This window comes from Paraburkholderia caffeinilytica (assembly GCF_051027425.1).
In the GTDB taxonomy this organism is placed as follows: domain Bacteria; phylum Pseudomonadota; class Gammaproteobacteria; order Burkholderiales; family Burkholderiaceae; genus Paraburkholderia; species Paraburkholderia caffeinilytica_A.
The window spans coordinates 2,126,359-2,147,326 of the sequence record NZ_CP186552.1 but is presented as its reverse complement, the minus strand read 5'-3'; the positions used below and the strand labels follow the sequence as shown (position 1 = coordinate 2,147,326).

At 62.2% G+C, this 20,968-nt stretch carries 14 protein-coding genes; 8 read left to right on the top strand and 6 right to left on the bottom strand.

Annotation, left to right across the window (positions count from 1 at the left end; all coding sequences use genetic code 11):
- Position 1 precedes the first annotated feature (1 nt).
- The 3 genes from ACOSV0_RS09375 (at position 2) to ACOSV0_RS09365 (ending at position 4,018) form a co-directional block, all read left to right on the top strand.
- Entirely contained in the window at positions 2–1,465 is a 1,464-nt protein-coding gene (locus tag ACOSV0_RS09375) for a glucose-6-phosphate isomerase (RefSeq protein WP_434110055.1), read from the top strand.
- On the top strand, positions 1,462–2,691 hold the full coding sequence (locus ACOSV0_RS09370; protein ID WP_434110054.1) for a glycosyltransferase family 4 protein: 1,230 nt from the start codon (positions 1,462–1,464) through the stop codon (positions 2,689–2,691). Before ACOSV0_RS09375 ends, ACOSV0_RS09370 begins: the two co-directional genes overlap by 4 nt.
- A 160-nt stretch (positions 2,692–2,851) precedes the next feature.
- The gene (locus tag ACOSV0_RS09365) at positions 2,852–4,018 is read left to right on the top strand and encodes a glycosyltransferase family 4 protein (protein ID WP_434110053.1); all 1,167 of its coding nucleotides are present in this window, start codon (positions 2,852–2,854) and stop codon (positions 4,016–4,018) included.
- 197 nt (positions 4,019–4,215) lie between these two features.
- Here the strand turns inward: ACOSV0_RS09365 and ppk2 are convergent, their stop codons facing one another.
- The 4 genes from ppk2 to ACOSV0_RS09345 form a co-directional block, all read right to left on the bottom strand.
- Positions 4,216–5,400 (bottom strand): polyphosphate kinase 2, encoded by a 1,185-nt coding sequence (gene ppk2 / locus ACOSV0_RS09360; RefSeq protein ID WP_434110052.1) that lies wholly within the window; start codon positions 5,398–5,400, stop codon positions 4,216–4,218.
- Positions 5,401–5,805: 405 nt separating this feature from the next.
- Positions 5,806–6,849 carry a GDP-mannose 4,6-dehydratase gene (gene gmd / locus ACOSV0_RS09355; RefSeq protein ID WP_434110050.1) on the bottom strand — a complete coding sequence of 348 codons (1,044 nt, stop codon included), beginning with the start codon at positions 6,847–6,849 and terminating at the stop codon, positions 5,806–5,808.
- A 36-nt stretch (positions 6,850–6,885) separates the two neighbouring features.
- Positions 6,886–7,620 (bottom strand): SGNH/GDSL hydrolase family protein, encoded by a 735-nt coding sequence (locus tag ACOSV0_RS09350; protein WP_434110049.1) that lies wholly within the window; start codon positions 7,618–7,620, stop codon positions 6,886–6,888.
- Positions 7,617–8,705 (bottom strand): acyltransferase family protein, encoded by a 1,089-nt coding sequence (locus ACOSV0_RS09345; RefSeq protein ID WP_434110047.1) that lies wholly within the window; start codon positions 8,703–8,705, stop codon positions 7,617–7,619. The genes ACOSV0_RS09350 and ACOSV0_RS09345 overlap by 4 nt, the downstream gene beginning before the upstream one ends.
- Before the next feature lie 570 nt (positions 8,706–9,275).
- Between ACOSV0_RS09345 and ACOSV0_RS09340 the strand changes: the two genes are divergently transcribed.
- The 3 genes from ACOSV0_RS09340 (at position 9,276) to ACOSV0_RS09330 (ending at position 15,509) form a co-directional block, all read left to right on the top strand.
- Entirely contained in the window at positions 9,276–11,477 is a 2,202-nt protein-coding gene (locus tag ACOSV0_RS09340; protein ID WP_434110046.1) for a hypothetical protein, read from the top strand.
- A gap of 121 nt (positions 11,478–11,598) precedes the next feature.
- Positions 11,599–13,065: a flippase gene (locus ACOSV0_RS09335; protein ID WP_434110045.1), complete on the top strand. Its 1,467-nt coding sequence runs from the start codon at positions 11,599–11,601 to the stop codon at positions 13,063–13,065.
- Positions 13,062–15,509 carry a glycosyltransferase family 4 protein gene (locus ACOSV0_RS09330; RefSeq protein WP_434110044.1) on the top strand — a complete coding sequence of 816 codons (2,448 nt, stop codon included), beginning with the start codon at positions 13,062–13,064 and terminating at the stop codon, positions 15,507–15,509. The genes ACOSV0_RS09335 and ACOSV0_RS09330 overlap by 4 nt, the downstream gene beginning before the upstream one ends.
- Positions 15,510–15,781: 272 nt before the next feature.
- Here ACOSV0_RS09330 and ACOSV0_RS09325 read toward each other — a convergent pair whose 3' ends face one another.
- A complete protein-coding gene (locus ACOSV0_RS09325; protein ID WP_434110043.1) occupies positions 15,782–16,984 on the bottom strand; it encodes an acyltransferase family protein in 1,203 nt (400 codons plus the stop codon).
- A gap of 240 nt (positions 16,985–17,224) precedes the next feature.
- Here ACOSV0_RS09325 and ACOSV0_RS09320 point away from each other — a divergent pair, with 240 nt between their 5' ends.
- Together ACOSV0_RS09320 and galU are read left to right on the top strand one after the other, a co-directional pair.
- Positions 17,225–17,368: a hypothetical protein gene (locus ACOSV0_RS09320; protein ID WP_325043959.1), complete on the top strand. Its 144-nt coding sequence runs from the start codon at positions 17,225–17,227 to the stop codon at positions 17,366–17,368.
- Positions 17,369–17,672: 304 nt separating this feature from the next.
- The gene (galU, locus tag ACOSV0_RS09315) at positions 17,673–18,590 is read left to right on the top strand and encodes a UTP--glucose-1-phosphate uridylyltransferase GalU (protein WP_434110042.1); all 918 of its coding nucleotides are present in this window, start codon (positions 17,673–17,675) and stop codon (positions 18,588–18,590) included.
- A gap of 180 nt (positions 18,591–18,770) precedes the next feature.
- Here the strand turns inward: galU and ACOSV0_RS09310 are convergent, their stop codons facing one another.
- Positions 18,771–20,945: a malate synthase G gene (locus ACOSV0_RS09310; RefSeq protein ID WP_434110041.1), complete on the bottom strand. Its 2,175-nt coding sequence runs from the start codon at positions 20,943–20,945 to the stop codon at positions 18,771–18,773.
- Positions 20,946–20,968: the final 23 nt, after the last annotated feature.

Here is a 20,968-nt window from a genome sequence, read left to right as displayed (position 1 = left end):
GATGTCGACAATCACGCGAGCTGACGGCGACAGCGCGAGCCGGATCCTCTCCGGCACGCGCAAGGAGTGGCTGCCCGAGGCCTTGCTGTGGCTGATCACCGTGATGCTGATCGGCGCGCATCAGGGCACGGTGCTCACGCTCGGATTCCCGGTACTCGCGATCCTGACGGGTCTCTGGCTCTACTTCAGAAGCCCGGCGCGCTACATCGGTTTCATGTGGTGGCTGTGGTTTCTGAGCCCGGAAGTGCGGCGTCTCGCCGACTGGTCCAAAGGTTCGTTCACGCCGACCAGCCTGATCCAGATTGCGCCGCTTGCGGTGACGATGATCAGCGGGTTTTCCCTGCTCCGTTACTACAAGATACTTTCGCAGCGGCGCGGCCTGCCGGTGCTGCTGATTCTGATGGGGCTCGCCTACGCGTTCATGATCGGCGTGATGTCGAGCGGGCCGCTCGCCGCGACCTATGACCTCGCGAACTGGCTCTATCCGATCCTGATCGGCTTTCACATCATGGCGCACACGCGCCAGTACCCGAAGTACCGCGACACCATCGTCAATACCTTCATCTGGGGCATGCTGGTGATGGGCGGCTATGGTCTGATCCAGTTCTTCATCATGCCGCAGTGGGACGCACTGTGGATGCTCGGCTCGCAGATGAATTCGCAGGGCGATCCTGTGCCGATGGGCGTGCGCGTGTTCAGCACGATGAACTCGTCGGGACCGTTCGCGTTCGCGATGATGGGTGCGATGGTCTACGTGATGGCGGCGAAGCATCGCGTGCGCTGGGTCGCGGCGGCGCTGGGCTTCTTTTCGTTCGCGCTGAGCCTCGTGCGTTCGACGTGGGGTGGCTGGGTGATCGCGCTGTTCATCCAGTTGGTCAAATCGAACAACAAGGTGCGTGTGCGGATCGTCGCGAGCGCGGTGCTGCTTGCCGGTCTGTGCGTGCCGCTGCTCACGGTCGGCCCGGTCGCCGAGCGGATGCAGGCGCGCCTGAACACGCTCGTCAACCTGAGCGACGACCAGAGCTATGCCGCGCGTAACGAGTTCTACGCGACGTTCGCGAAGACCGCCTTCACCGACGTCTCCGGCGAAGGCATGGGCGCGACCGGCACGTCGACCAAGCTTTCGAACGACGGCGGCCAGCTCGGCCAGTACGGCAACTTCGACAGCGGCGTGATGAACATCCCGTTCGTGCTCGGCTGGCCCGGCACCTTGCTCTACATGTCCGGCATCGTGTGGCTGGTGGTGCGCGCGGCGCTCGCGTCGTTCAAGCTGCGCAACGACAAATTCGTTTCGGCCTGCCTGAGCCTCAGTCTCGCGACTTTCGCGATGCTGGTGTTCACCAATTCGCTGGTCGGCACCGGCGGCCTGCTGCTTTTCATGAGTGTTTTTTCGATCCTATCCGCGGTGCACTACGAAAAGATGAACCGCAGACGCACGCTATTTCTCCACGGAGGCACTGATTGAGAGTCGCCATTGTCACGCACGTCGTGCGCCATAACGACGGCCAGGGACGCGTCAACCACGAGATCGCGCGCGCCGCTCTCGACGAGAACATCGGCGTGACGCTGGTCGCGTCGCATGTCGCGCCCGATCTTCTGGCCCATCCGAACGTTCGCTGGACGCCCATCAAGATCGGCAAATGGTGGCCCACCAATCTGCTGCGCCAGCAGGTGTTCGCGTTCAAGAGCGCGATGTGGCTGCGCGCGCATCGCCGCGAATACGACGTGCTGCACGTGAACGGCTTCATCACGTGGATGCCCGCCGACGTCAATACGTCGCACTTCGTGCATAGCGGCTGGTTCGGCAGCAAGTACTACCCGTTTGGCCTCACGAAGGGCGTGTGGTCCGCGTATCAGTCGGTTTATACGCGTTGCAATGCGCTGCTCGAACGCTGGGCTTACCGGCGCTCGAAGGTGATCACGGCGGTGTCGCAAAAGGTCGCCGACGAAATTCGCGCGATCGGCTTGACGCCGGATAACCGGGTCGACGTGATTTACAACGGCGTCGATACGCAAGGCTTCGCGGCCGCAACCGGCGATCGGGCGAAATTCGGCTTGCCCGCGGACGCATTCCTGCTGCTGTTCGTGGGCGACCTGCGCACGCCGCGCAAGAACCTCGGCACGGTGTTGAAGGCGCTCAAGCATCTGCCCGAACACGTGCAGATCGCGGTGGCCGGGTTTCTGCCGGGCAGTCCGTATCCGGAAGAAGCGAAGGCGCTCGGCATTGCGCATCGCGTGCATTTTCTTGGGCTGGTCAAGGAGATGCCGGTGCTGATGCATTCGGTCGACGCGTTCGTGTTTCCGTCGCGCTACGAGGCGATGAGCCTGTCGCTGCTCGAAGCGATGGCCGCGGGCCTGCCGGTGGTCACGGCGCGCACGGCGGGCGGTGCGGAAATCATCACGCCGGAATGCGGCATCGTGCTGGACGACCCGGACGATCCCAAGGCATTGGCCGGCGCCGTCGCGCGTCTGGCCGACAACGACGACGCTCGCCGCGCGATGGGCATAGCCGCCAACGAACTTGCGACCGGCTTCGGCTGGGCGCGCATGGCGGCGCAATACATCGCGCTTTATCGGCAACTGGCGGGGCAGCAGAAAGACCGCCGGCGCAGCGAAGCGGAAGCGTCGGCGGTCGCCAAGACCGACGCGTTGACGCTGAACACGCTGGCCGGGCAGAAGGGCGCGGAATGAAGGCGCGCCCTGACAGGGAATGGCGGCGGGACCGGAACGAGGACCCGCAGTCGGGCCAACACACGGACCAATACGTCGCTCGGGTGAATCCGTCGGCGAACCGGCTGGCCGAGCCATCCCGCAATCCACTACAACTCTCAGACGCACAGGGGCAACAATCATGACGACGAGTTCAATCAAATCGCTGCAGATCGGGATGCACTGGTTTCCCGAGCGCGCGGGCGGCCTCGACCGCATGTACTACTCGCTGGTCGGCGCATTGCCGGGCGCGGGCGTCGCGGTGCGCGGCGTGGTGGCCGGCTCGCCGAAAGTTGCGGCGGATACCGGTGGCGCGATCAACGGTTTCGGCTCCGCGGCGCAATCGCTGCCGCTGCGGTTGATGGCGGCACGCCGCGCATTGCGCCAGGAGATCAGCACCTCGCGTCCCGATGTGATTTCGTCGCACTTCGCGCTGTACACGTTTCCGGGTCTCGATGTGACGCGCGGCATTCCGCAGGTTTCGCATTTTCAGGGACCGTGGGCCGACGAGAGCCACGTGGAAGGCGCCGATTCGCTCGGCCAGCGCGCCAAGCGCTATCTGGAGCAATCGGTGTATGCACGTTCGTCGCGGTTGATCGTGTTGTCCGAGGCCTTCGGCAAGATCCTGACGTCGCGCTATCGCATTTCACCGGACCGCGTGCGCGTAGTGCCGGGCTGCGTGGATGTCGAGCAATTCAATCTGCCGATCACGCCGGCTGAAGCGCGCCTGAAGCTGCAATTGCCGCAAGACCGGCCGATCGTGCTGGCGGTGCGGCGTCTGGTGCGCCGCATGGGCCTCGAAGATCTGATCGATGCGGTGAAGCTGCTCAAACGCACGGAGCCCGACGTGCTGCTGCTGATCGCGGGCAAGGGGCGGCTCGAGGGCGAGTTGCAGGCGCGGATCACCGAGGCGGGTCTCGAGAACAACGTGAAGCTGCTGGGCTTCGTGCCCGATCAGCATCTGGCTGCGTTGTACCGTGCGGCGAATATCAGCGTGGTGCCGACCGTGGCGCTTGAAGGCTTCGGTTTGATTACCGTTGAATCGCTGGCGTCGGGCACGCCGGTGCTGGTGACGCCGGTGGGTGGTTTGCCGGAAGCGGTGGCGGGTCTGTCGCCGAATCTGGTGTTGCGGGAGACGGGTGCGAAGGCGATCGCGGAAGGGCTGGCCGGTGCGTTGAACGGCTCGCTGAAGCTTCCGGATGCCGATGCCTGCCGCCGCTATGCACGCGAGAACTTCGACAACTCGGTGATCGCGAAGCGCGTGGCGTCGGTGTATAGCGAGGCGATTGCGGCGGGTGGCGTGCACTGACGGATGACAGGGCGCGGTTGCGGCGTGTGAAACGGTCTGCTGTAAACGCAGCAGCCGCAACCGCGCCCGTAACCACAGTTGCAATCGAGCCCGTAGGCACAATCGCAGCCGTAACCGCAATTGCAACCGAGCCTGCAGCCGCAATCGCATCCGTAACCGCAATTACAACCGAGACCGCAATCGCAATCGCGCCCGCGTTACATCGCCCGCCCGACGATCAACGGGTCCACCACGCCGACCGCCTCGGCGTCGCGATTTGCGTACGGCAGCTTGTGCAGCACGTAGCGCATCGCATTGAGGCGCGCGCGTTTCTTGCAATCGGAGCGGACCACGGCCCACGGCGCGTCAGCCGTATCGGTTTGCGCGAACATCGCCTCCTTGGCCTGGGTGTATTCGTCCCATTTGTCGAGCGAGGCGAGGTCGACCGGGCTCAGCTTCCATTGCTTGAGCGGATGAACCTCCCGCTCCTTGAAGCGGCGGCGCTGTTCTTCGCGGCTGACCGAGAACCAGAACTTGACGATATGCGTGCCGCTGCGCGCAAGGTGCCGTTCGAATTCGGGCACCTGCTGCATGAATTCGCCGTACTCCTGCGGTGAACAGAATCCCATGACCCGTTCGACGCCCGCGCGGTTGTACCACGAGCGGTCGAACAGCACGATTTCGCCGGCGGTGGGCAGATGCTGGACGTAGCGCTGGAAGTACCATTGGCCGCGTTCCGACTCGCTCGGCTTTTCCAGCGCGACGACCCGCGCGCCGCGTGGATTCAGATGTTCCATGAAGCGTTTGATCGTGCCGCCTTTGCCGGCCGCGTCGCGCCCTTCGAACAGGATCACGACGCGCTGGCCCGTTTCCCGCACCCATGCCTGTAACTTCAGCAGTTCGACCTGCAAACGATATTTCTGCTTTTCGTACGCGCGGCGGGACATCAGATTGCGGTAGGGATAGCCGCCTTCACGCAGTGCCGGCGACAGTTCGTCGTCTGGATGGCGGACGGCGCCCGCATGCCAGGTGGCGGGATTGCCTTCGAGCAATTGCATGCGCAGCGCCCGGGCTTCGTCGGGCGAGAGGCCGTCGAGCAGCGTCTTGATGGTGTTCATTGCACCGCCAGGTTCGCGTTCGGCTTGAGTTTGCCCCGCAAGAACGCTTTCCATGCCGTTCACGATAAAGGCGTTGGCGGCTTCGACCGAACGGCTGGTTTCGCTGCGTTCGGCGGCACGCGCCGCGTGATTGGCGTGGGGCGTTGCGACAGCGGCGAGGTCGCTATGCGAGTTGCTTTGCGTGCCGCCGCGAGCCGCATCGCGAATGTCGACGGCGACGTCGCCGTGGCTGACGAGCCGGGGCGCGGGCGCGCGTTGGCTGGTTTTGTCCTGACGGGATGCCAAGATAGGGGATTCCTCATGGAAGATTGATGTCGGCGCGTTGGCGCGAACGAACGCAGACGCGCTGAAGGATGCGCCGAAAGACGTGCTCAAAAACGCGCCCAAAAAAAGCGCCCAAAAATGCGCCGACAGATGTACAGACAAACGCACTGACAAACGCGACCACGAACGCTAAAGCAAGCGCACGGGTTCATACGCGGCGCGGCCGTTTGGTGGTGAAGGTGACGGGCTTCCGGAAAAGACGCGTCACCTTCTCAAGCGGCTATTTTTGCACTACCGGGTATTGGTAGCTTTGACCTGAATCATTGCGATCAGGCTTACCGATTTTCGGCTCGCCTCGGGGAAGGCGAGCACACTGGCACAGGCAGGGCCGCGACTGCTCTCACGGCCGTTCGCTGCGTCACCGAATCAGAACGTCTCGTGATGCTCGTTACGCCCAAGGTCCGCATGAACCATCATGTGGCACAGCTGTTCGAGCGTGGTTTCCGGTTTCCAGCCGAGCTTCTCGTGCGCCTTGTCCGCGCAACCGATCAGCAGGTCCACTTCCGCGGGACGGTAGAACTTCGGATTCACGCGCACCAGCGTCTTGCCGGTGGCGACGTCGATACCGGTCTCGCGCTCGTCCTTGCCCGACCATTCGATCTGGTAGCCCGCGGCGGCGAACGCCATGCGCACGAAGTCGCGTACCGTTTCGGTGCGGCCGGTGGCGAGCACGAAGGTGTCGGGCTCATCGGCTTGCAGCATGCGCCACATGCCTTCCACGTATTCCAGCGCGAAGCCCCAGTCGCGCTTGGCGCTCAGGTTGCCGAGTTCCAGCGCGTCCTGTTTGCCGAGCTTGATCTTCGCGACCGTGTCCGTGATCTTGCGGGTGACGAATTCGCGGCCACGCAGCGGCGACTCGTGATTGAACAGAATGCCGCTGCTGGCGAACAGGTTGTACGACTCGCGGTAATTGATGGTCGACCAGTGCGCGAACAGCTTGGCGACACCGTACGGGCTGCGCGGATAGAAAGGCGTGTCCTCGCGTTGCGGCACCGCCTGCACGAGACCGAACATTTCCGAGGTCGACGCCTGATAAAAACGGGTCTTCGGATTCAGAATGCGGATGCCTTCGAGCAGATTCAGCGCGCCGATGCCGGTCACTTCGGCGGTCGTCACGGGCTGGTCGAACGAAACGCCCACGAAGCTCTGCGCGGCCAGGTTGTACAGCTCGTCGGCCTGCGCGCCTTCGAGCAGGCGCAGCGTGGAGCCGAGATCGGTCAGATCGTGTTCGACCAGACGCAGATTCGGATGATCGAGCACGCCGAGCTCACGAATGCGCCAGAAATTGACCGAACTCGTGCGCCGGTAGGTGCCGGTCACGTGGTAGCCCTTGTCGAGCAACAGTTTGGTCAGATAGGCGCCGTCCTGTCCGGATACGCCGGTGATGATCGCTTTGCGTGGTTGGCTCATAGCTTGCCTTCAATATTGGTAAAAGAAAAAAGAACTTCAGAGCGTGCCGTCCAGCAGTCGCCGCACCAGCGGGTCGACGACCTGAAAATCCTGTTCAGCCTTGAGCCGGTACAAGCCCGGCTTCGGATGCGCGCCGTCGGACATCAGCATCTTCCAGTCCGGCAGATTGCTGACGTACGCGAACTGATCGACCAGCGGCACCTGCTGTTCGGCGGCCACGCGGCGCGTCATCGCCACCATCGCGGCGAGCCGCGCGTTGAGGTGGTTGTCGGGCATCGGGTTCGAGGTCTGCAGAACCGGCTGTTTGCCGAGCGCGCGGGCGGTTTTCACGAGCGTTGTTTCGGCCGCGTAAAACTGCTCGGGCGTCTGGTTCTGCATCACTTCGTTAATGCCGTAGTTGATCAGCACGATCTGCGCCGACGAAGCGGCGAGCCGCTCCTGCCACGGCAGGCCGGCCGTCGGGCCGGCGCGGCGGTTGCCGGAGCCGTCGCGCAACTGGGTGGCCATCGTGCCGCCCACGCCGTAGTTCGTCACGTGCACGCGTTCGCCATACTTCGCTTGCAATTCGCTCTGCAGATACGCCACGGCGTTTTGCGCCTGCGGGCCGCAGTGGCCGTCGCTGCACGTAATGCCGAGCGTGGTCGAATCGCCATAGGCGTCGACCAGTACCTGCGTGGCGGCACGATTGCCGGCATAAGCATCGAATGCCGGTGAAATCAGTATCGACGCCGCGACCGACATGCTCGCGGCGAGCCATACGCGGCGCCTCATGCGCGGCTTTGCGGCGCTTGCGACGCGCCTTGCGACACGCTGCCGGCGGCCGCCGGGTTTTTGCTCGCGGAGCCGAAGATCAACCGTTTTTCGAACGCGAACCACGTGATGCTGGCATAGGCGAGGGTGATCGCGAGCGCCAGCGCCGCCGTCAGATAGCGGTTCAGATGCAATGGCCACAGCGTGTACAGCACGCTCAGGTGAATCAGATAGATCGTGTAGCTGATCGTGCCGATATAGACCAGCACGGGATTGCACAGCAGCCGTTTGACGATGCCCTTGCTTTGCAAGGCGATGACCACGACGGAAGTACAAAGCACCAACGAAATGCTGTAAAGCCCGGCATTCGACAGAGGCGTATTCGCCGCCCGGAACCGCGGGTAATGCAGATGCAGCCACGCAAGCACGGCCAGCGCGGCAAAGAAGCCGAGCACGGCGAGACCCTTGAACGGTTCGAGCGCGTTGCGATCGCGCCGCACGGCGACCGCGAGCAGCGCGCCGGCCGCGAGCAGATCCATGCGGAACGGCGTCAGGTAATAGATCGGCCAGAACGAATCGAACCAGGGTGTGGCGACCGCGCGCAACACCGGCACCAGAACGATCAACGCGGCCGCCACGTAACCGAGCACGCGCTCGGGCAGCAACAGAATCACGAACGGCCAGAAAATATAGAACTGCTCTTCAACGGCCAGCGACCACAGCACGTTCAGGCTGTCGTGACCGCTTTGATTGAGCGCGTCGCCGATATTGGTCGCGAAAAACGCATACCACTGCCAGTGCTGTGCCCAGCCGAAGCCGAACAGAATCGAAGACACCACCATCAGCAGCAGATAAGGCGGCAGGATGCGCCGCGCCCGGCGTGCATAGAAATAGCCGAAATACGACTGCCCGCGCGCTTTACGTTCGAGCAGGATGCCGGTGATCAAAAAACCGCTCAAGACAAAAAACAGATCGACGCCCATCCATAGCGGCGCTTTCAACGCGTGCTGGGCGAACACCGCGAGCACGGCGATGGCGCGCAAGCCGTCGAGCTGCACGATGCGGCGGGAGTGAGAAGGCGCTGAGGGCAGTGCGCTAGCAGTCATGAACCGTCCATGGTGTGAAGCGGATGGGCCTGGCGAAGGATCGTGCGCGCCGTTTCAAGTCAGGAACAGGGCTTGAGAAAACAGGGGGCGCGCCCGCTTCGCGTCGCAACGGAAGTGCATTCGATTCTAGGGAAAATAAATTGATGAAAAAACGGGAATGAAATGGATAAGTGAATCAGATTGCAACAGGGTGTTTCGTTACCCATTCGAAATTGATTTTTATGCTTGTGTCTTGACGCTGTCTTAATGCGTAAGAAGTGCAGCCGGCACCAGGCCGGGTCGGTAAAGATGATGGGTCGAGGCTCCGCTGGACGCAAGAAACCACGTCTATTTTCATTTAATCTATTTTTAAATCACTTTCTTTCACGACGCTTAAAGCATCGAATATTTTTGAATTATTTTCGATTTTCGTTGCGGCGTTTTTTCCGCGTAATGTGACCGGTGCGGGAATCAGTCTCGTGTTCTTACGTCGCATCCGCTTCTCGCGGCCTCTGCCGTCACTTCATTGGATTTTGCACCCGCGCGGGCCAGTTGCCCGATCGCGGCACGGCCCTGACTGGAGGAATAACTTTGGCCCGTTTCACGTTCAAAACCTGGATTGCCGTACTCGCCTATGCGGCCGGAATGACGGCTGCATCGGTCAGCTTCACGGCATCCGCGGAAACCGTGTTGAACGCGAAAACTTCCTGGATCGGCAATACCTTTGGTTTTGGCGACGGCACGTGGACGCAGATCAACATCACCGCGATTGCGGTCGCGCCGGACGGCAAGGTTTATACGAACGCGCCGTGGGACGAAAGCGGCGCCGAAGCGAGCGTCTACCAGAACGGCAAGATGCTCGGCTTCGCGGGCGGCACGCACGGCTGGGGCAATGGCGGCGGCAATGCGATTGCGGTGAATCGCAAGTACGCGTTCGTCGCGATCTCGGTCGGCAACGAGAAGGGGCATCTGGTCGAGCAGGGCGTGTGGCCGGAAAAGGGCAAGCAATGGTTCGGCATTTCGCGCCGGCAGATCGCCGATCCGAAGCGCGCCGCGCCGTTCCAGCCGGCCGCAAAAAGCGCCGACCCGCATGCGCAACTGGCCGCCGGCTTTCTGATGATGAACGAAGTGCCGACCGGCACGAGCGCCGAAATCGGCGGCCTGGCGGCGAACGACACCACGCTGTACGCGGCGAACACCGCACGCGATCGCATCGAGGTCTATGACGCGGAATCGATGCAGCAGAAAACCACGTGGACGGTGCACGAGCCTGGCCGTATCGCGCTTGCTCCCGACGGCACGCTTTGGGTGTTGAGCGGCACCCGCAACGACAAGGCGCCGCAGGTGGAGCACTACACCACGACGGGCAAGCGCATCGACGAAACGTTCACGTTGCCGGCCGATACGGTCGCGGTCGATATCGCCATCGACGCACAAGGCCGCGTGCTGATCGCCGACAACGGCCCGCGTCAGCAGGTGCTGTTTTTCAGCAAGAGCAATGGCCGGTACGCGGAGTCGGGCTCGCTCGGCGAACGCGGCGGGATTTTTAGCGGGGTTCCCGGCAAACCGGGCCCGCAGCGCTTTAACGGTCTGACCGGCGTGGGTGTGGATGCGCGCGGCAACGTGTACGTATCGACCAACGGTATCGGTCCGCGCTACGAACCGATCGGCGCGGGCCTCGGCGCCACGCTCGAAAGCTATGCGCCCGATGGCAAACAGAACTGGCAGGTGCAAGGTTTGTTGTTCGTCGACGGTGCATGGATCGATCCGTCGCGTCCGGATAGCGTCTACACCGGCAACAAGCGCTTCGAACTCGATCTGTCGAAGCCGGCGGGTCAGGACTGGAAATACGTGGGCTTTCTGTCGAACCGCTTCAAGTACCCCGACGACCCCGTCTTTCACGTGGATCAATATCCCGGCTTGCCGATCGCTCGCAAGCTCAAGGGCCACACGTTCCTGTACCTGACCGACATGTACGCGGACCACCTGAAGATCTATCGCTTCGACCCGCAGCGCGACGGCGAAACAGCGATTCCTTCGGGCTTTATCGCCGGGCGTGATCGTGCGGTCGCGAGAGTGCCGAATGCGCCGCCGGGCGGCGACTGGATCTGGCGCGATGTGAACGGCGACGGCAAGTTCAATACCGACGAATTCACACTCAACACGACCGGCACGAAGCTCGCGGGCGGCTGGGGCTGGTGGGTCGATACCGCCGGCGACATCTGGCGCACACGGGATAACAAAGGCATCTATCGCTTCCGTTTCGGCGGTCTGGATGCGAAGGGCAATCCCATCTACTCGTATTCGGACATGACGCAGTACCCGGTGCCGCAACCGTTCACCGAGCTGCATCGCGCGATCTACGACCCCGCCACCGACACGATGTACGTGACCGGCTATACGCCCGACACGCCGGCGGATCGCGGCTTCTGGAAAGAAGTGGGCCGCGTGCTGGTGCGCTACGACAAATGGTCGAGTGGCACCCCGGTGCAGCGCTATTCGATCACGCTGCCGTGGACGACGCAGACCAAGCCTATCGCCACGATCATCGGCCTCACGGTCGAAGGGCAATACCTCTTCGGCGTGGAGCCGGTGGGCGCCGTGCACGTGTGGGACAAGGACACCGGCAAGGAGGTCGGCGTGATTCGTCCGGGCCCGGAAGTGGGCCGCGCGTCGGGCTGGGTCGACGTGCCCAACGGCATCAGCGCCGCGAAGCGCAGCAATGGCGAGTACCTCGTGTTCGTCGAAGAAGACGCGCGCGGGAAAGTGATGATGTATCGCTGGAAGCCTTGATGACGTACGCGCATATGTACGAATACGCGTCGTGAAGGCTTCATTCGCAATACCTGGCAACTGCACCTGGAAAATGCACCAGGCAACAGAGCCAGGCAACTGATTTAACCCAAGGCATCCGATGGACAAAGGCATTCTCAAGAACGTAGCGATCAACTTTTTCGGGCTGGTGCTGCCGACGTTCGTCTCGCTCGTGACCGTGCCGTCGTATATCAAGCTGCTCGGCGTCGAGCGCTACGGCGTGATCAGTCTCGTGTGGACCTTGATCGGCTACTTCGGGATTCTCGATCTCGGCATGAGCATGGCCGCGCAGAATCATATTTCGAAGGCGCGTGCCTCAGGCGACAAGAATGAGAGCGCACGGGTTTTCTGGAGCGCGACGTGGCTCAATCTCGCGACCGGTGTGATCGGCGGCCTGATCATCTATTTCGGGGCGTTTCTGTACACCGCGTATTTCACCAAGGTGTCGCCGGAACTGCAGCACGAGGTCTATATGGCGCTGCCGTGGCTCGCGGTGGCGATTCCGATTGCCAATGTGTCGTGGGTGTTCGCCGGGGCCATTAACGGCGCGGAACGCTTTGGTGTCTACAACACCAATCAGACCATCGGCACCTTCCTGTTCCAGTTGCTGCCGCTCGGCGCCGCGCTCTGGCTGGGGGCGACCTTGCAGAACGTGCTCGCCGCCGCGGTGTTCGCGCGGATTCTCGCCGCGCTTCTGCTGGGCCGTTCCGCGCTGAAGGTGCTGGACATCCGCAGCATTCTGCCGCCGCAACTCGGCGTGGCCAAGGGGCTCTTCAACTTCGGCGGCTGGATGCTGATTGCGAGCGTCACCAACATGATCGCCGAATCGCTCGACCGCGTGATGCTCGGCACCAGTCTCGGCGCGCGTTTCGTGACCTACTACACGGTGCCGCAGAACCTCGTGACGCGTTTGAATATCGTGCCGACCGCACTGGTGCGCACGCTGTTTCCGCGCCTGTCTGCCGTGGGCCGCGCGGACGCCGACACCATCACGCAGCAATCGCTCGAATTTCTCAATGGCGTGTTCACGCCGGTCGCGCTGATTGCAATGCTGGTGCTCGAGCCGTTTCTGCATCTGTGGGTCGGCAATGAAATTGCCACTGTGGCCGCTCCGGTGGGCCGGATCATGATCGTTGCCGTGTGGCTCGTCGGCCAGGCAAACGTCACACGGATTCTGATCCAGTCGCAAGTTAACCCGGCTACCGCAGCGCGCGTCGGTTTGTTCGAATTGCCCTTGTTTGCCGGGGCATTGTGGCTCGGCATTACCCACTTCGGTTTGACCGGCGCGGCGGTGGCCGTGGCCGGCCGTGCACTGTTCGATTACGCCGTGCTGCTGCGCCTGTCAGCGATTCGCGCGCGCCAGATCGCGCTCGACATGCTCGCCCACCTCGCTTTTCTGCTGGCCAGCCTGTGGCTTGCCAGCTTCCTGCCAAGTCTCGCTTTGGCGATCGTGGCCGGTCTGTTGATGGTAGGCGCGAACGTCGCCTGGTCGATCACGATGACGCCCGCCTTGCGCGATCTTGCGCGTTCACTGCTGTTGCGACTGAATCCGAGGAAAAGCGCATGAACCACGAAGTCCTTGAAGAAGCCGTGCTGCAATCCTCAACGCGCAGTGCACTGGCAGAACTCACCACCGTTCCCGGCGTTCAGACGCCGTCGCGCCGCACGGCGCTGCGTAGCGACAAGACGGTGCGTGTGGCGATCGTGCACGACTGGCTCGTCACCTATGCGGGCGCCGAGAAAGTGCTCGAGCAGATCGTTGCGTGCTTTCCGGACGCGGACCTGTTCAGCCTCGTCGATTTTCTCGACGACCGCAGCTTTCTGCGCGGTAAACCGGTTACGACCTCGTTCATCCAGAAACTGCCGCTCGCACGCGCGAAATACCGCACGTATCTGCCCTTGATGCCGCTCGCGATCGAGCAACTCGACGTATCGGCCTACGACGTGGTGATCTCAAGCAGCCACGCCGTGGCAAAAGGGATTCTCACCGGCCCCGACCAGGTGCACATCAGCTACGTGCATTCGCCGATCCGCTATGCGTGGGATCTGCAGCACCAGTATCTGCAGCAGTCGAAGCTGACCAACGGTCCGAAGTCGGCAATGGCCCGGCTGATTCTTCACTACATTCGCAACTGGGATATCCGTACGTCGAATTCGGTGGACGGCTTTGTGGCGAACTCCGACTTCATCGCGCGGCGCATCAAAAAGGTCTATCAGCGCGAAGCGCAGGTGATCTTTCCGCCGGTCGACGTCGAAGCGTTTTCGCTGTGCACCGACAAGGACGATTTCTATCTCACCGCCTCGCGAATGGTGCCGTACAAGAAGATCGACCTGATCGTCGAGGCGTTCGCGCGGATGCCGGAGCGCAAGCTGGTGGTGATCGGCGACGGCCCCGACATGCAGAAGATCCGCGCGAAGGCGGGGCCCAATGTCGAGATCATGGGCTACCAGCCGTTCAAGGTGCTCAAGGAAAAGATGAGCCGCGCGAAAGCTTTCGTGTTCGCCGCGGAAGAAGACTTCGGCATTTCCGTGGTCGAAGCGCAGGCGTGCGGCACGCCGGTGATCGCCTACGGCAAGGGCGGGGCGCTCGAAACCGTGCGCGATCTGTCGGAGACGCGGCCCACGGGCATGTTCTTCGACGATCAGAACGCCGAGTCGATCATTGCGGCGGTCGAGCGTTTCGACGACCACGTGAAGCGTTTTTCGCCGGAGGACTGCCGCGCGAATGCCGAGCAGTTCTCCGCCGCCAATTTCCGCGAACGTTTCTTCGCTCACGTGCGGGCTTCAGTGCCGGCACTGCGCTCGGCAACGCTGCCGCCATACGTTCCCTACAAAGCAGCCGCGGGCGCCAACGCGCCGCGCATTCTCGCCGTCGATCAGAGCGGTGTGCTCGGCGGCGCCGAGTTATCGCTGCTGGAGATCGTCAAGGCGTTGCGCTCGCGCATTGAAGTCGTGCTATTCGACGACGGTCCGTTCCGCACGGCTTTGGCCAAGACCGGCGTGACCGTCAACGTGCTGGACGCCGGCGCATTGCGCAACGTGCGCAAACAGGGCGGGTCCCTGCCGAAGGGGCAAGCGCTCAAGGGTCTGATGTCGCTCGTGCGCGCCACTGCGAAACGCGCGCGCGATGCCGAAGTGATCTACGCCAACACGCAGCGCGCGATGGTGATCGGCGCGATTGCCGGCAAGCTCGCGAGGCGGCCGGTGGTGTGGCATCTGCGCGATATCGTGAGTCCCGAGCATTTCGGCGGTAAGCAACTGGCGATCATCAAGTGGTGCGCGCGCCTTGGCCTTACGCACGTGATCGCCAATTCGGCGGCTTCCGCCCGGGCCTTCGCGGAGCTGACGCGCTTCGACGAGAAGCGCATCGACGTGGTGTTCAACGGCATTTCCGCAGCGCCGTTCGACGCATTGCGCAGCGTCCCGCAAGCGACCCTGCGCCAGCGTCTGAACTTGCCGCAGGACGCGTTTCTGGTCGGTTCGTTCAGCCGCCTCGCACGCTGGAAAGGCCAGCACGTGCTGCTCGAAGCGATGGTCCTCAATCCCCACATGCATGCGGTGCTGGTGGGCGCGCCGCTGTTCGGCGAAGACGCGTACGAGATCGAACTGCACGCCTTCGTCGCTGCGCACAATCTGGGTGACAGGGTGCACTTTCTCGGCTTCCAGCACGACATTGCGGCTTGCATGTGCGCGGTCGATGCAGTCGTCCACACCTCGATCACGCCGGAGCCGTTCGGCCGCGTGATCGTCGAAGGGATGCTGGCGCAGCGGCCGGTGGTGGCGGCACGCGCGGGCGGCGTGCTGGAGATCATCGACGACGGCGAGAACGGCGTGTTGTGCACGCCGGGCGACGCGCACGGTCTAGCCGACTCGCTCGCCGAATTGCGTTCGAACGACGACCTGCGCAACCGGCTGGTCAGGAACGGCTATCAGACGGCGTTGAGCCGGTTCGGTACGGCGACGTATGTCGAGGGTGTCGAGCGGATTCTGAAGCGCGTGGCGGGACGTTAAGGTGCTTGCGCAGGCGTTTATGCGGGCGTGGTTGGGCGGTTGAATTAACGCGGGGTAGACAGGGACTCGGCCAGTTTCTGTCATTGGCGCAGCGGAGCGAAAGTCCCAGGGACTCTCGCTCCGTTTTTTTTCGCGCCGTGCGCCGCCTATGCAACCGGGTCGTACAGCGGGGTCCCGGCGGCACGTGGCGGCGCGCTTACCTTGTTGAACTTCTTGAAGGAGAAACCTGTTTCTGAACTGAACATTGGGTTTCTCCGATCCTTCTACTGCTCTCAGGCTGGCTTCACACCATTCTTCGGTTTGAAACTCGCGGACCACTTCATCGCCGGCAGTTCGACCAGCCGGTAGAACACATACGCCACCGGCACGGCCACCAGCATGTAGCCGAACGACGGCCAGATCGACATTTGCAGCGACGAACGGAACAGGATCGACGACAGCAGCACGAAGATCGGCAGATGGATCAGGTAGAGCGAGAAACTGAAATCGCCGAACCGTGACAGGAGGCGCACGCCCGGCGTGTCGGCATTGCGGCGCTCCAGCGCCTTGTACAGGTAAAACGCGAAGCCGATCGCCCAGAACTGGAATGCACCGTATTGCCCGAAATGGAAGGCGGCGCAACCGAGCGCGATGAACGCAGCGGCGAGCGCGTAGAGCCAGACCGGCGAGCGCGCATTCGGCGCGGCATGGGCCTTGGCATCGGCGATCCACGCGCCGAGCATCCACGAAAACCAGTAGGACGTGAAGAACTGGATATCGTGGCGCTCGAGCACATAGGCCGACACCACGTTGATCACCGCGACGATCGCCAGCACAGAGCTCATGCCCAGACGCCGGCGCAATGCAAACAGCAGCGGGTAAATCGCGTAGAACTGCACTTCGAGCGAAAGCGTCCAAAGCGCGCCGTTCGACCCATACGTCTTGCCGGCGACCCCTTGCAACGAAAACAGGTTGACGAGGAACGCCTGCAGGCCGATCTCGCGGATCTTGTGATTGACCGGCGGCATCTGCAGGCTGACCCAGTCGAGCGCCAGCGTCAGCACGAGCGCCGCCAGCAACACCGGATAAATCCGCGCGAAACGGCGCACCCAGAAATTGCCGGCGTCGAGCCGGTAGTCGGGATTTTTTGCCAGTCGCAATGCGCCGCCGCGATGAATGCAGTAGCCGCTGATCACGAAGAAAATCGGCACGCCGGCCGAACCCCATGCAATCGGGAACGTCAGATAAGCGGCAATCGTACTCAGACTGAATGAATGGCCGACAGCCTGGTGAAAGGTTTGCATGCCGACCCATTCGACCTGGCGGCAATGAAAATACGCGACCAGAAGCGCGGCGAAGCCCCGCATTGCGTCGATGACATGTTCCTTGCCGGCGCTGTCGGCACGCGCTTCGCTCTGCGCGCGCGGCGCGGCGGCCGGTCGTGACGGGGAGAGGGGCAGGGATGAGCCGGCGGCATCCAGTGCTGAGTCGCTCATGCGCGGTCCTTATTCTGACGGAGGAAAAAGCTTATTCCCGGGCGCCATGCGCGCCCGCGGTGCCTCCCATGCTAGTGCACCACGGCGGCAAAAAATCGATAAAAAATTGTCTGCCAATTTGAATTAAATGGCGATTTTGTGACGAATTGTAATTACGCATAAGTACTTGCTACATCGAATTATTTGCTGGTTTTGTCGTGCTAATTTAAGACACGGATTCTCTTGACCTGAGGTGAAGTCATGAACCTGCATTTACTCGCCGGCATTGCCGTGCTACTGATCCTTGTCGCCGCCTCCGCCTACCGGGAGGCGCTGCGCAACGAGCCGATCCGCCGTTTCCGCATCAACCCGGCCAAGCTGCCCCAGCTGGACGAGAACGAATGAGCGATGCGGGGGAGCGCCCGGGCGCGTCGGCGCTGCGCGTCCGGACGTGTTTGGGCCACCCGCTATCCGCTTTGCCGGATGCGTAAAATTTTCGGAATTTCCGAAAATAATTCAATTTAGATGCGTAATTGTTTCCTGGTGCATGTCACGATCCGGAATATTGAAATGGAATCGATTTATTTATTCGAATCGAGAAAATTTCACGCGTGAAACGGATTAATTTTTTGTTAGCCTTTCTGGCGACATCGAGTGGCCGCCAGGCCCGCGAACACACCAATTTCTAACCGATGTGGGAATGCCTACCATGCTGAAAGTCACCAAAGCCGTGTTTCCCGTAGCGGGCCTCGGGACACGATTTCTGCCGGCTACCAAAGCAAGCCCTAAGGAAATGCTGCCTATCGTCGACAAGCCGCTGATCCAGTACGCGGTTGAAGAGGCCATTGCCGCCGGCATTACCGAGATGATTTTCGTCACGGGCCGCAGCAAGCGCGCCATCGAAGATCATTTCGACAAATCCTACGAGATCGAAGCGGAACTCGAAGCGCGCAACAAGCAGAAGCTGCTCGACCTCGTGCGCAGCATCAAGCCGGCCAACGTCGATTGCTTCTATGTCCGTCAGGCCGAAGCACTCGGTCTCGGCCATGCAGTGCTGTGCGCCGAGAAACTGGTGGGCGACAGCCCGTTTGCCGTGATTCTGGCCGACGACTTGCTGCACAGCTCGAAGCCGGTCATGAGCCAGCTCGTCGACACGTTCAACCACTATCACAGCTCGGTGATCGGCGTCGAAACCATCGCACGCGAAGACAGCCGCTCGTACGGCGTGGTGGATGGCAAGGAGTGGGAAGACAACGTGATCAAGCTGTCGGGTATCGTCGAAAAGCCGGCACCGGACAAGGCGCCGTCGAATCTCGGCGTGGTGGGCCGCTATGTGCTGATGCCGACCATCTTCAAGCATATCCGCTCGATCAAGCCGGGCGCCGGCGGTGAGCTGCAATTGACCGACGCGGTGCAATCGCTGCTGACTGAAGAGCAGGTGCTTGCCTATCGCTACTTCGGCACACGCTTCGATTGCGGCAGCAAGCTCGGTTATCTGAAGGCGACCGTGGAATTCGCGCTGCGCCATCCGGAAGTGAAGGCGGAATTCGAAGCGTATTTGCAAACGTATATGCAGGCGAATATGCAGGCCACCGTGCCGGCGCAGTACACGGCTGAAGCGGCATAACAGGAAGAAAGGAAGAGGCCGCGGCAAAGGACTTCACGCAGAAGTAACGCGCAGCACGACAGCGCAAATTAAAACGGGCGCCGCATGATGCGGTGCCCGTCTTTCTTTCCGGCGCGGTTCGCGGCTGTGGTCCGGGCCAAAAAATCGAGCCCTGGACCCAGGCCGCGGCCTGAACAGTTTTTACTGCGCCTTCTTCACTTCCAGCCGGAACTTGTGCAGCAACGGTTCCGTATAGCCGCTCGGCTGCTGGCGTCCTTCGAATACCAGTGCCTGTGCGGCCTTGAATGCCAGCGTGTCGAAACCCGGCGCCATCGGCTGATAGTGCGGATCGCCCGCGTTCTGCCCGTCGACCACCTTCGCCATGCGTTTGAAGGTCTCCTCGACCAGCTCGCGCGTCACCACGCCGTGATGCAGCCAGTTGGCGATGTGCTGGCTGGAAATACGCAGCGTTGCACGGTCTTCCATCAGGCCGACGTTGTGAATGTCCGGCACCTTCGAGCAGCCCACACCCTGATCGATCCAGCGCACCACGTAGCCGAGAATGCCTTGCGCGTTGTTCTCGACTTCGCTGCGGATCTCGTCCGCGCTCCACTTCGCCTCGGCGACGACCGGAATCGTCAGCAGGCCGTCGAGCAGTTCGTCGCGCACCTTCGCGTAGTCCGTGCGTTCGAGTTCCTGCTGAACCGCTTGCACGTCGACCTGGTGGTAGTGCAACGCGTGCAGCGTCGCGGCGGTCGGCGAGGGCACCCATGCGGTGTTCGCGCCGGCCTTCGGATGCGCGATCTTCTGTTCGAGCATGGCGTGCATCAGGTCCGGCATCGCCCACATGCCCTTGCCGATCTGCGAGCGGCCGCGCAGGCCCGCGCTCAAACCGGCCAGCACGTTGCTGCGCTCGTATGCGGTAATCCATGCGCTCGACTTCATGTCGCCCTTGCGCATCATCGGACCGGCTTCCATCGCCGTATGCATTTCGTCGCCGGTGCGGTCGAGGAAACCCGTGTTGATGAACGCGACACGCTCGGACGCTTCGCCGATGCAGGCGAGCAGATTGACGGAGGTGCGGCGCTCCTCGTCCATGATGCCCATCTTGATCGTGTTGCGCGGCAGCTTCAGCAGGTCTTCGATGCGTGCGAACAGTTCGCTCGCGAACGCGACTTCGGCCGGGCCGTGCATTTTCGGCTTCACGATATAGATCGAGCCGGTGCGCGAATTCAGCTTGTGCTTGCGGTCGTGCAGCGCGCACAGCGTGGTGATGACGCCGTCGAGAATGCCTTCCGGAATCTCGTGGCCGTCCTGGGTCAGCACGGCCGGATTCGTCATCAAATGACCGACGTTGCGAATGAACAGCAGCGAGCGGCCATGCAGTTTGACCTGCGACTTGCCATCCGCGCCGGTGTACTCGCGATCGGCGTTCAGACGGCGCGTGAAGGTCTTGCCGCCCTTCGTGACTTCTTCCGCGAGGTCGCCGTTCATCAGGCCGAGCCAGTTGCGATAGAGCTGCACCTTGTCGTCCGCATCTACTGCCGCAACCGAGTCTTCGCAGTCGATGATCGTGCTCACCGCGGCTTCGACCAGCACGTCCTTCACGTGCGCCGAATCGGTCTTGCCGATCGAATCGTTCGCATCGATCTGGATTTCGAAATGCAGGCCGTTGTGTTTCAACAGCACGGCCGACGGTGCGCTCGCCTCGCCCTGATAGCCGATGAATTGCGCCGGCGTTGTCAGTTCGGTCTTGCCGCTCTTCAGCGTGACGACGAGCTTGCCGCCTTCGACGCTATACAGCGTGGCGTCGGCGTGCGAGCCGTTCGCGAGCGGAGCGGCCTGATCGAGAAACGTGCGGGCATAAGCGATCACCGCGGCGCCGCGCACCGGGTTGAAGGCCTTCTGCTTTTCGGCGCCGTTGGTCTCGGGAATCGCATCGGTGCCGTACAACGCGTCGTACAGGCTGCCCCAGCGCGCGTTGGCGGCGTTGAGCGCATAGCGTTGATTCGACAGCGGCACCACGAGTTGCGGGCCGGCCTGTTCGGCGATTTCGGTGTCCACGTGGTCGGTCGTGGCTTTGACGCTGGCCGGCGGCGGCACGATATAGCCGATGCCTTCGAGGAAAGCGCGGTACGCCTGCAGATCGCGCACCGGACCCGGATTGGCGCGATGCCAGGTGTCGAGTTCGGTTTGCAGGCGGTCGCGCTCGGCCAGCAGCGCACGGTTTTTGGGCGCCAGCTCGTGCACGAGGGCGTCGAAACCCGACCAGAATGCGGCGCTGTCGAGTCCGGTGCCGGGCAGGGCTTCCGTTTCGACGAACTGGTCGAGGTTGGCGGCGACTTGCAGTCCACCGCGCGGGTTCATCTGAGTCATCGACTGCTCCATCCTTGAATGGG

Bases quoted from the DNA above. Each gene is read 5' to 3' on its own strand.
- ACOSV0_RS09375 (WP_434110055.1), top strand. From the start codon at position 2: ATGTCGACAATCACGCGAGCTGACGGCGACAGCGCGAGCCGGATCCTC.
- ACOSV0_RS09365 (WP_434110053.1), top strand. From the start codon at position 2,852: ATGACGACGAGTTCAATCAAATCGCTGCAGATCGGGATGCACTGGTTT.
- gmd (WP_434110050.1), bottom strand. From the start codon at position 6,849: ATGAGCCAACCACGCAAAGCGATCATCACCGGCGTATCCGGACAGGAC.
- ACOSV0_RS09350 (WP_434110049.1), bottom strand. From the start codon at position 7,620: ATGAGGCGCCGCGTATGGCTCGCCGCGAGCATGTCGGTCGCGGCGTCG.
- ACOSV0_RS09345 (WP_434110047.1), bottom strand. From the start codon at position 8,705: ATGACTGCTAGCGCACTGCCCTCAGCGCCTTCTCACTCCCGCCGCATC.
- ACOSV0_RS09335 (WP_434110045.1), top strand. From the start codon at position 11,599: ATGGACAAAGGCATTCTCAAGAACGTAGCGATCAACTTTTTCGGGCTG.
- ACOSV0_RS09330 (WP_434110044.1), top strand. From the start codon at position 13,062: ATGAACCACGAAGTCCTTGAAGAAGCCGTGCTGCAATCCTCAACGCGC.
- ACOSV0_RS09325 (WP_434110043.1), bottom strand. From the start codon at position 16,984: ATGAGCGACTCAGCACTGGATGCCGCCGGCTCATCCCTGCCCCTCTCC.
- ACOSV0_RS09320 (WP_325043959.1), top strand. From the start codon at position 17,225: ATGAACCTGCATTTACTCGCCGGCATTGCCGTGCTACTGATCCTTGTC.
- galU (WP_434110042.1), top strand. From the start codon at position 17,673: ATGCTGAAAGTCACCAAAGCCGTGTTTCCCGTAGCGGGCCTCGGGACA.
- ACOSV0_RS09310 (WP_434110041.1), bottom strand. From the start codon at position 20,945: ATGACTCAGATGAACCCGCGCGGTGGACTGCAAGTCGCCGCCAACCTC.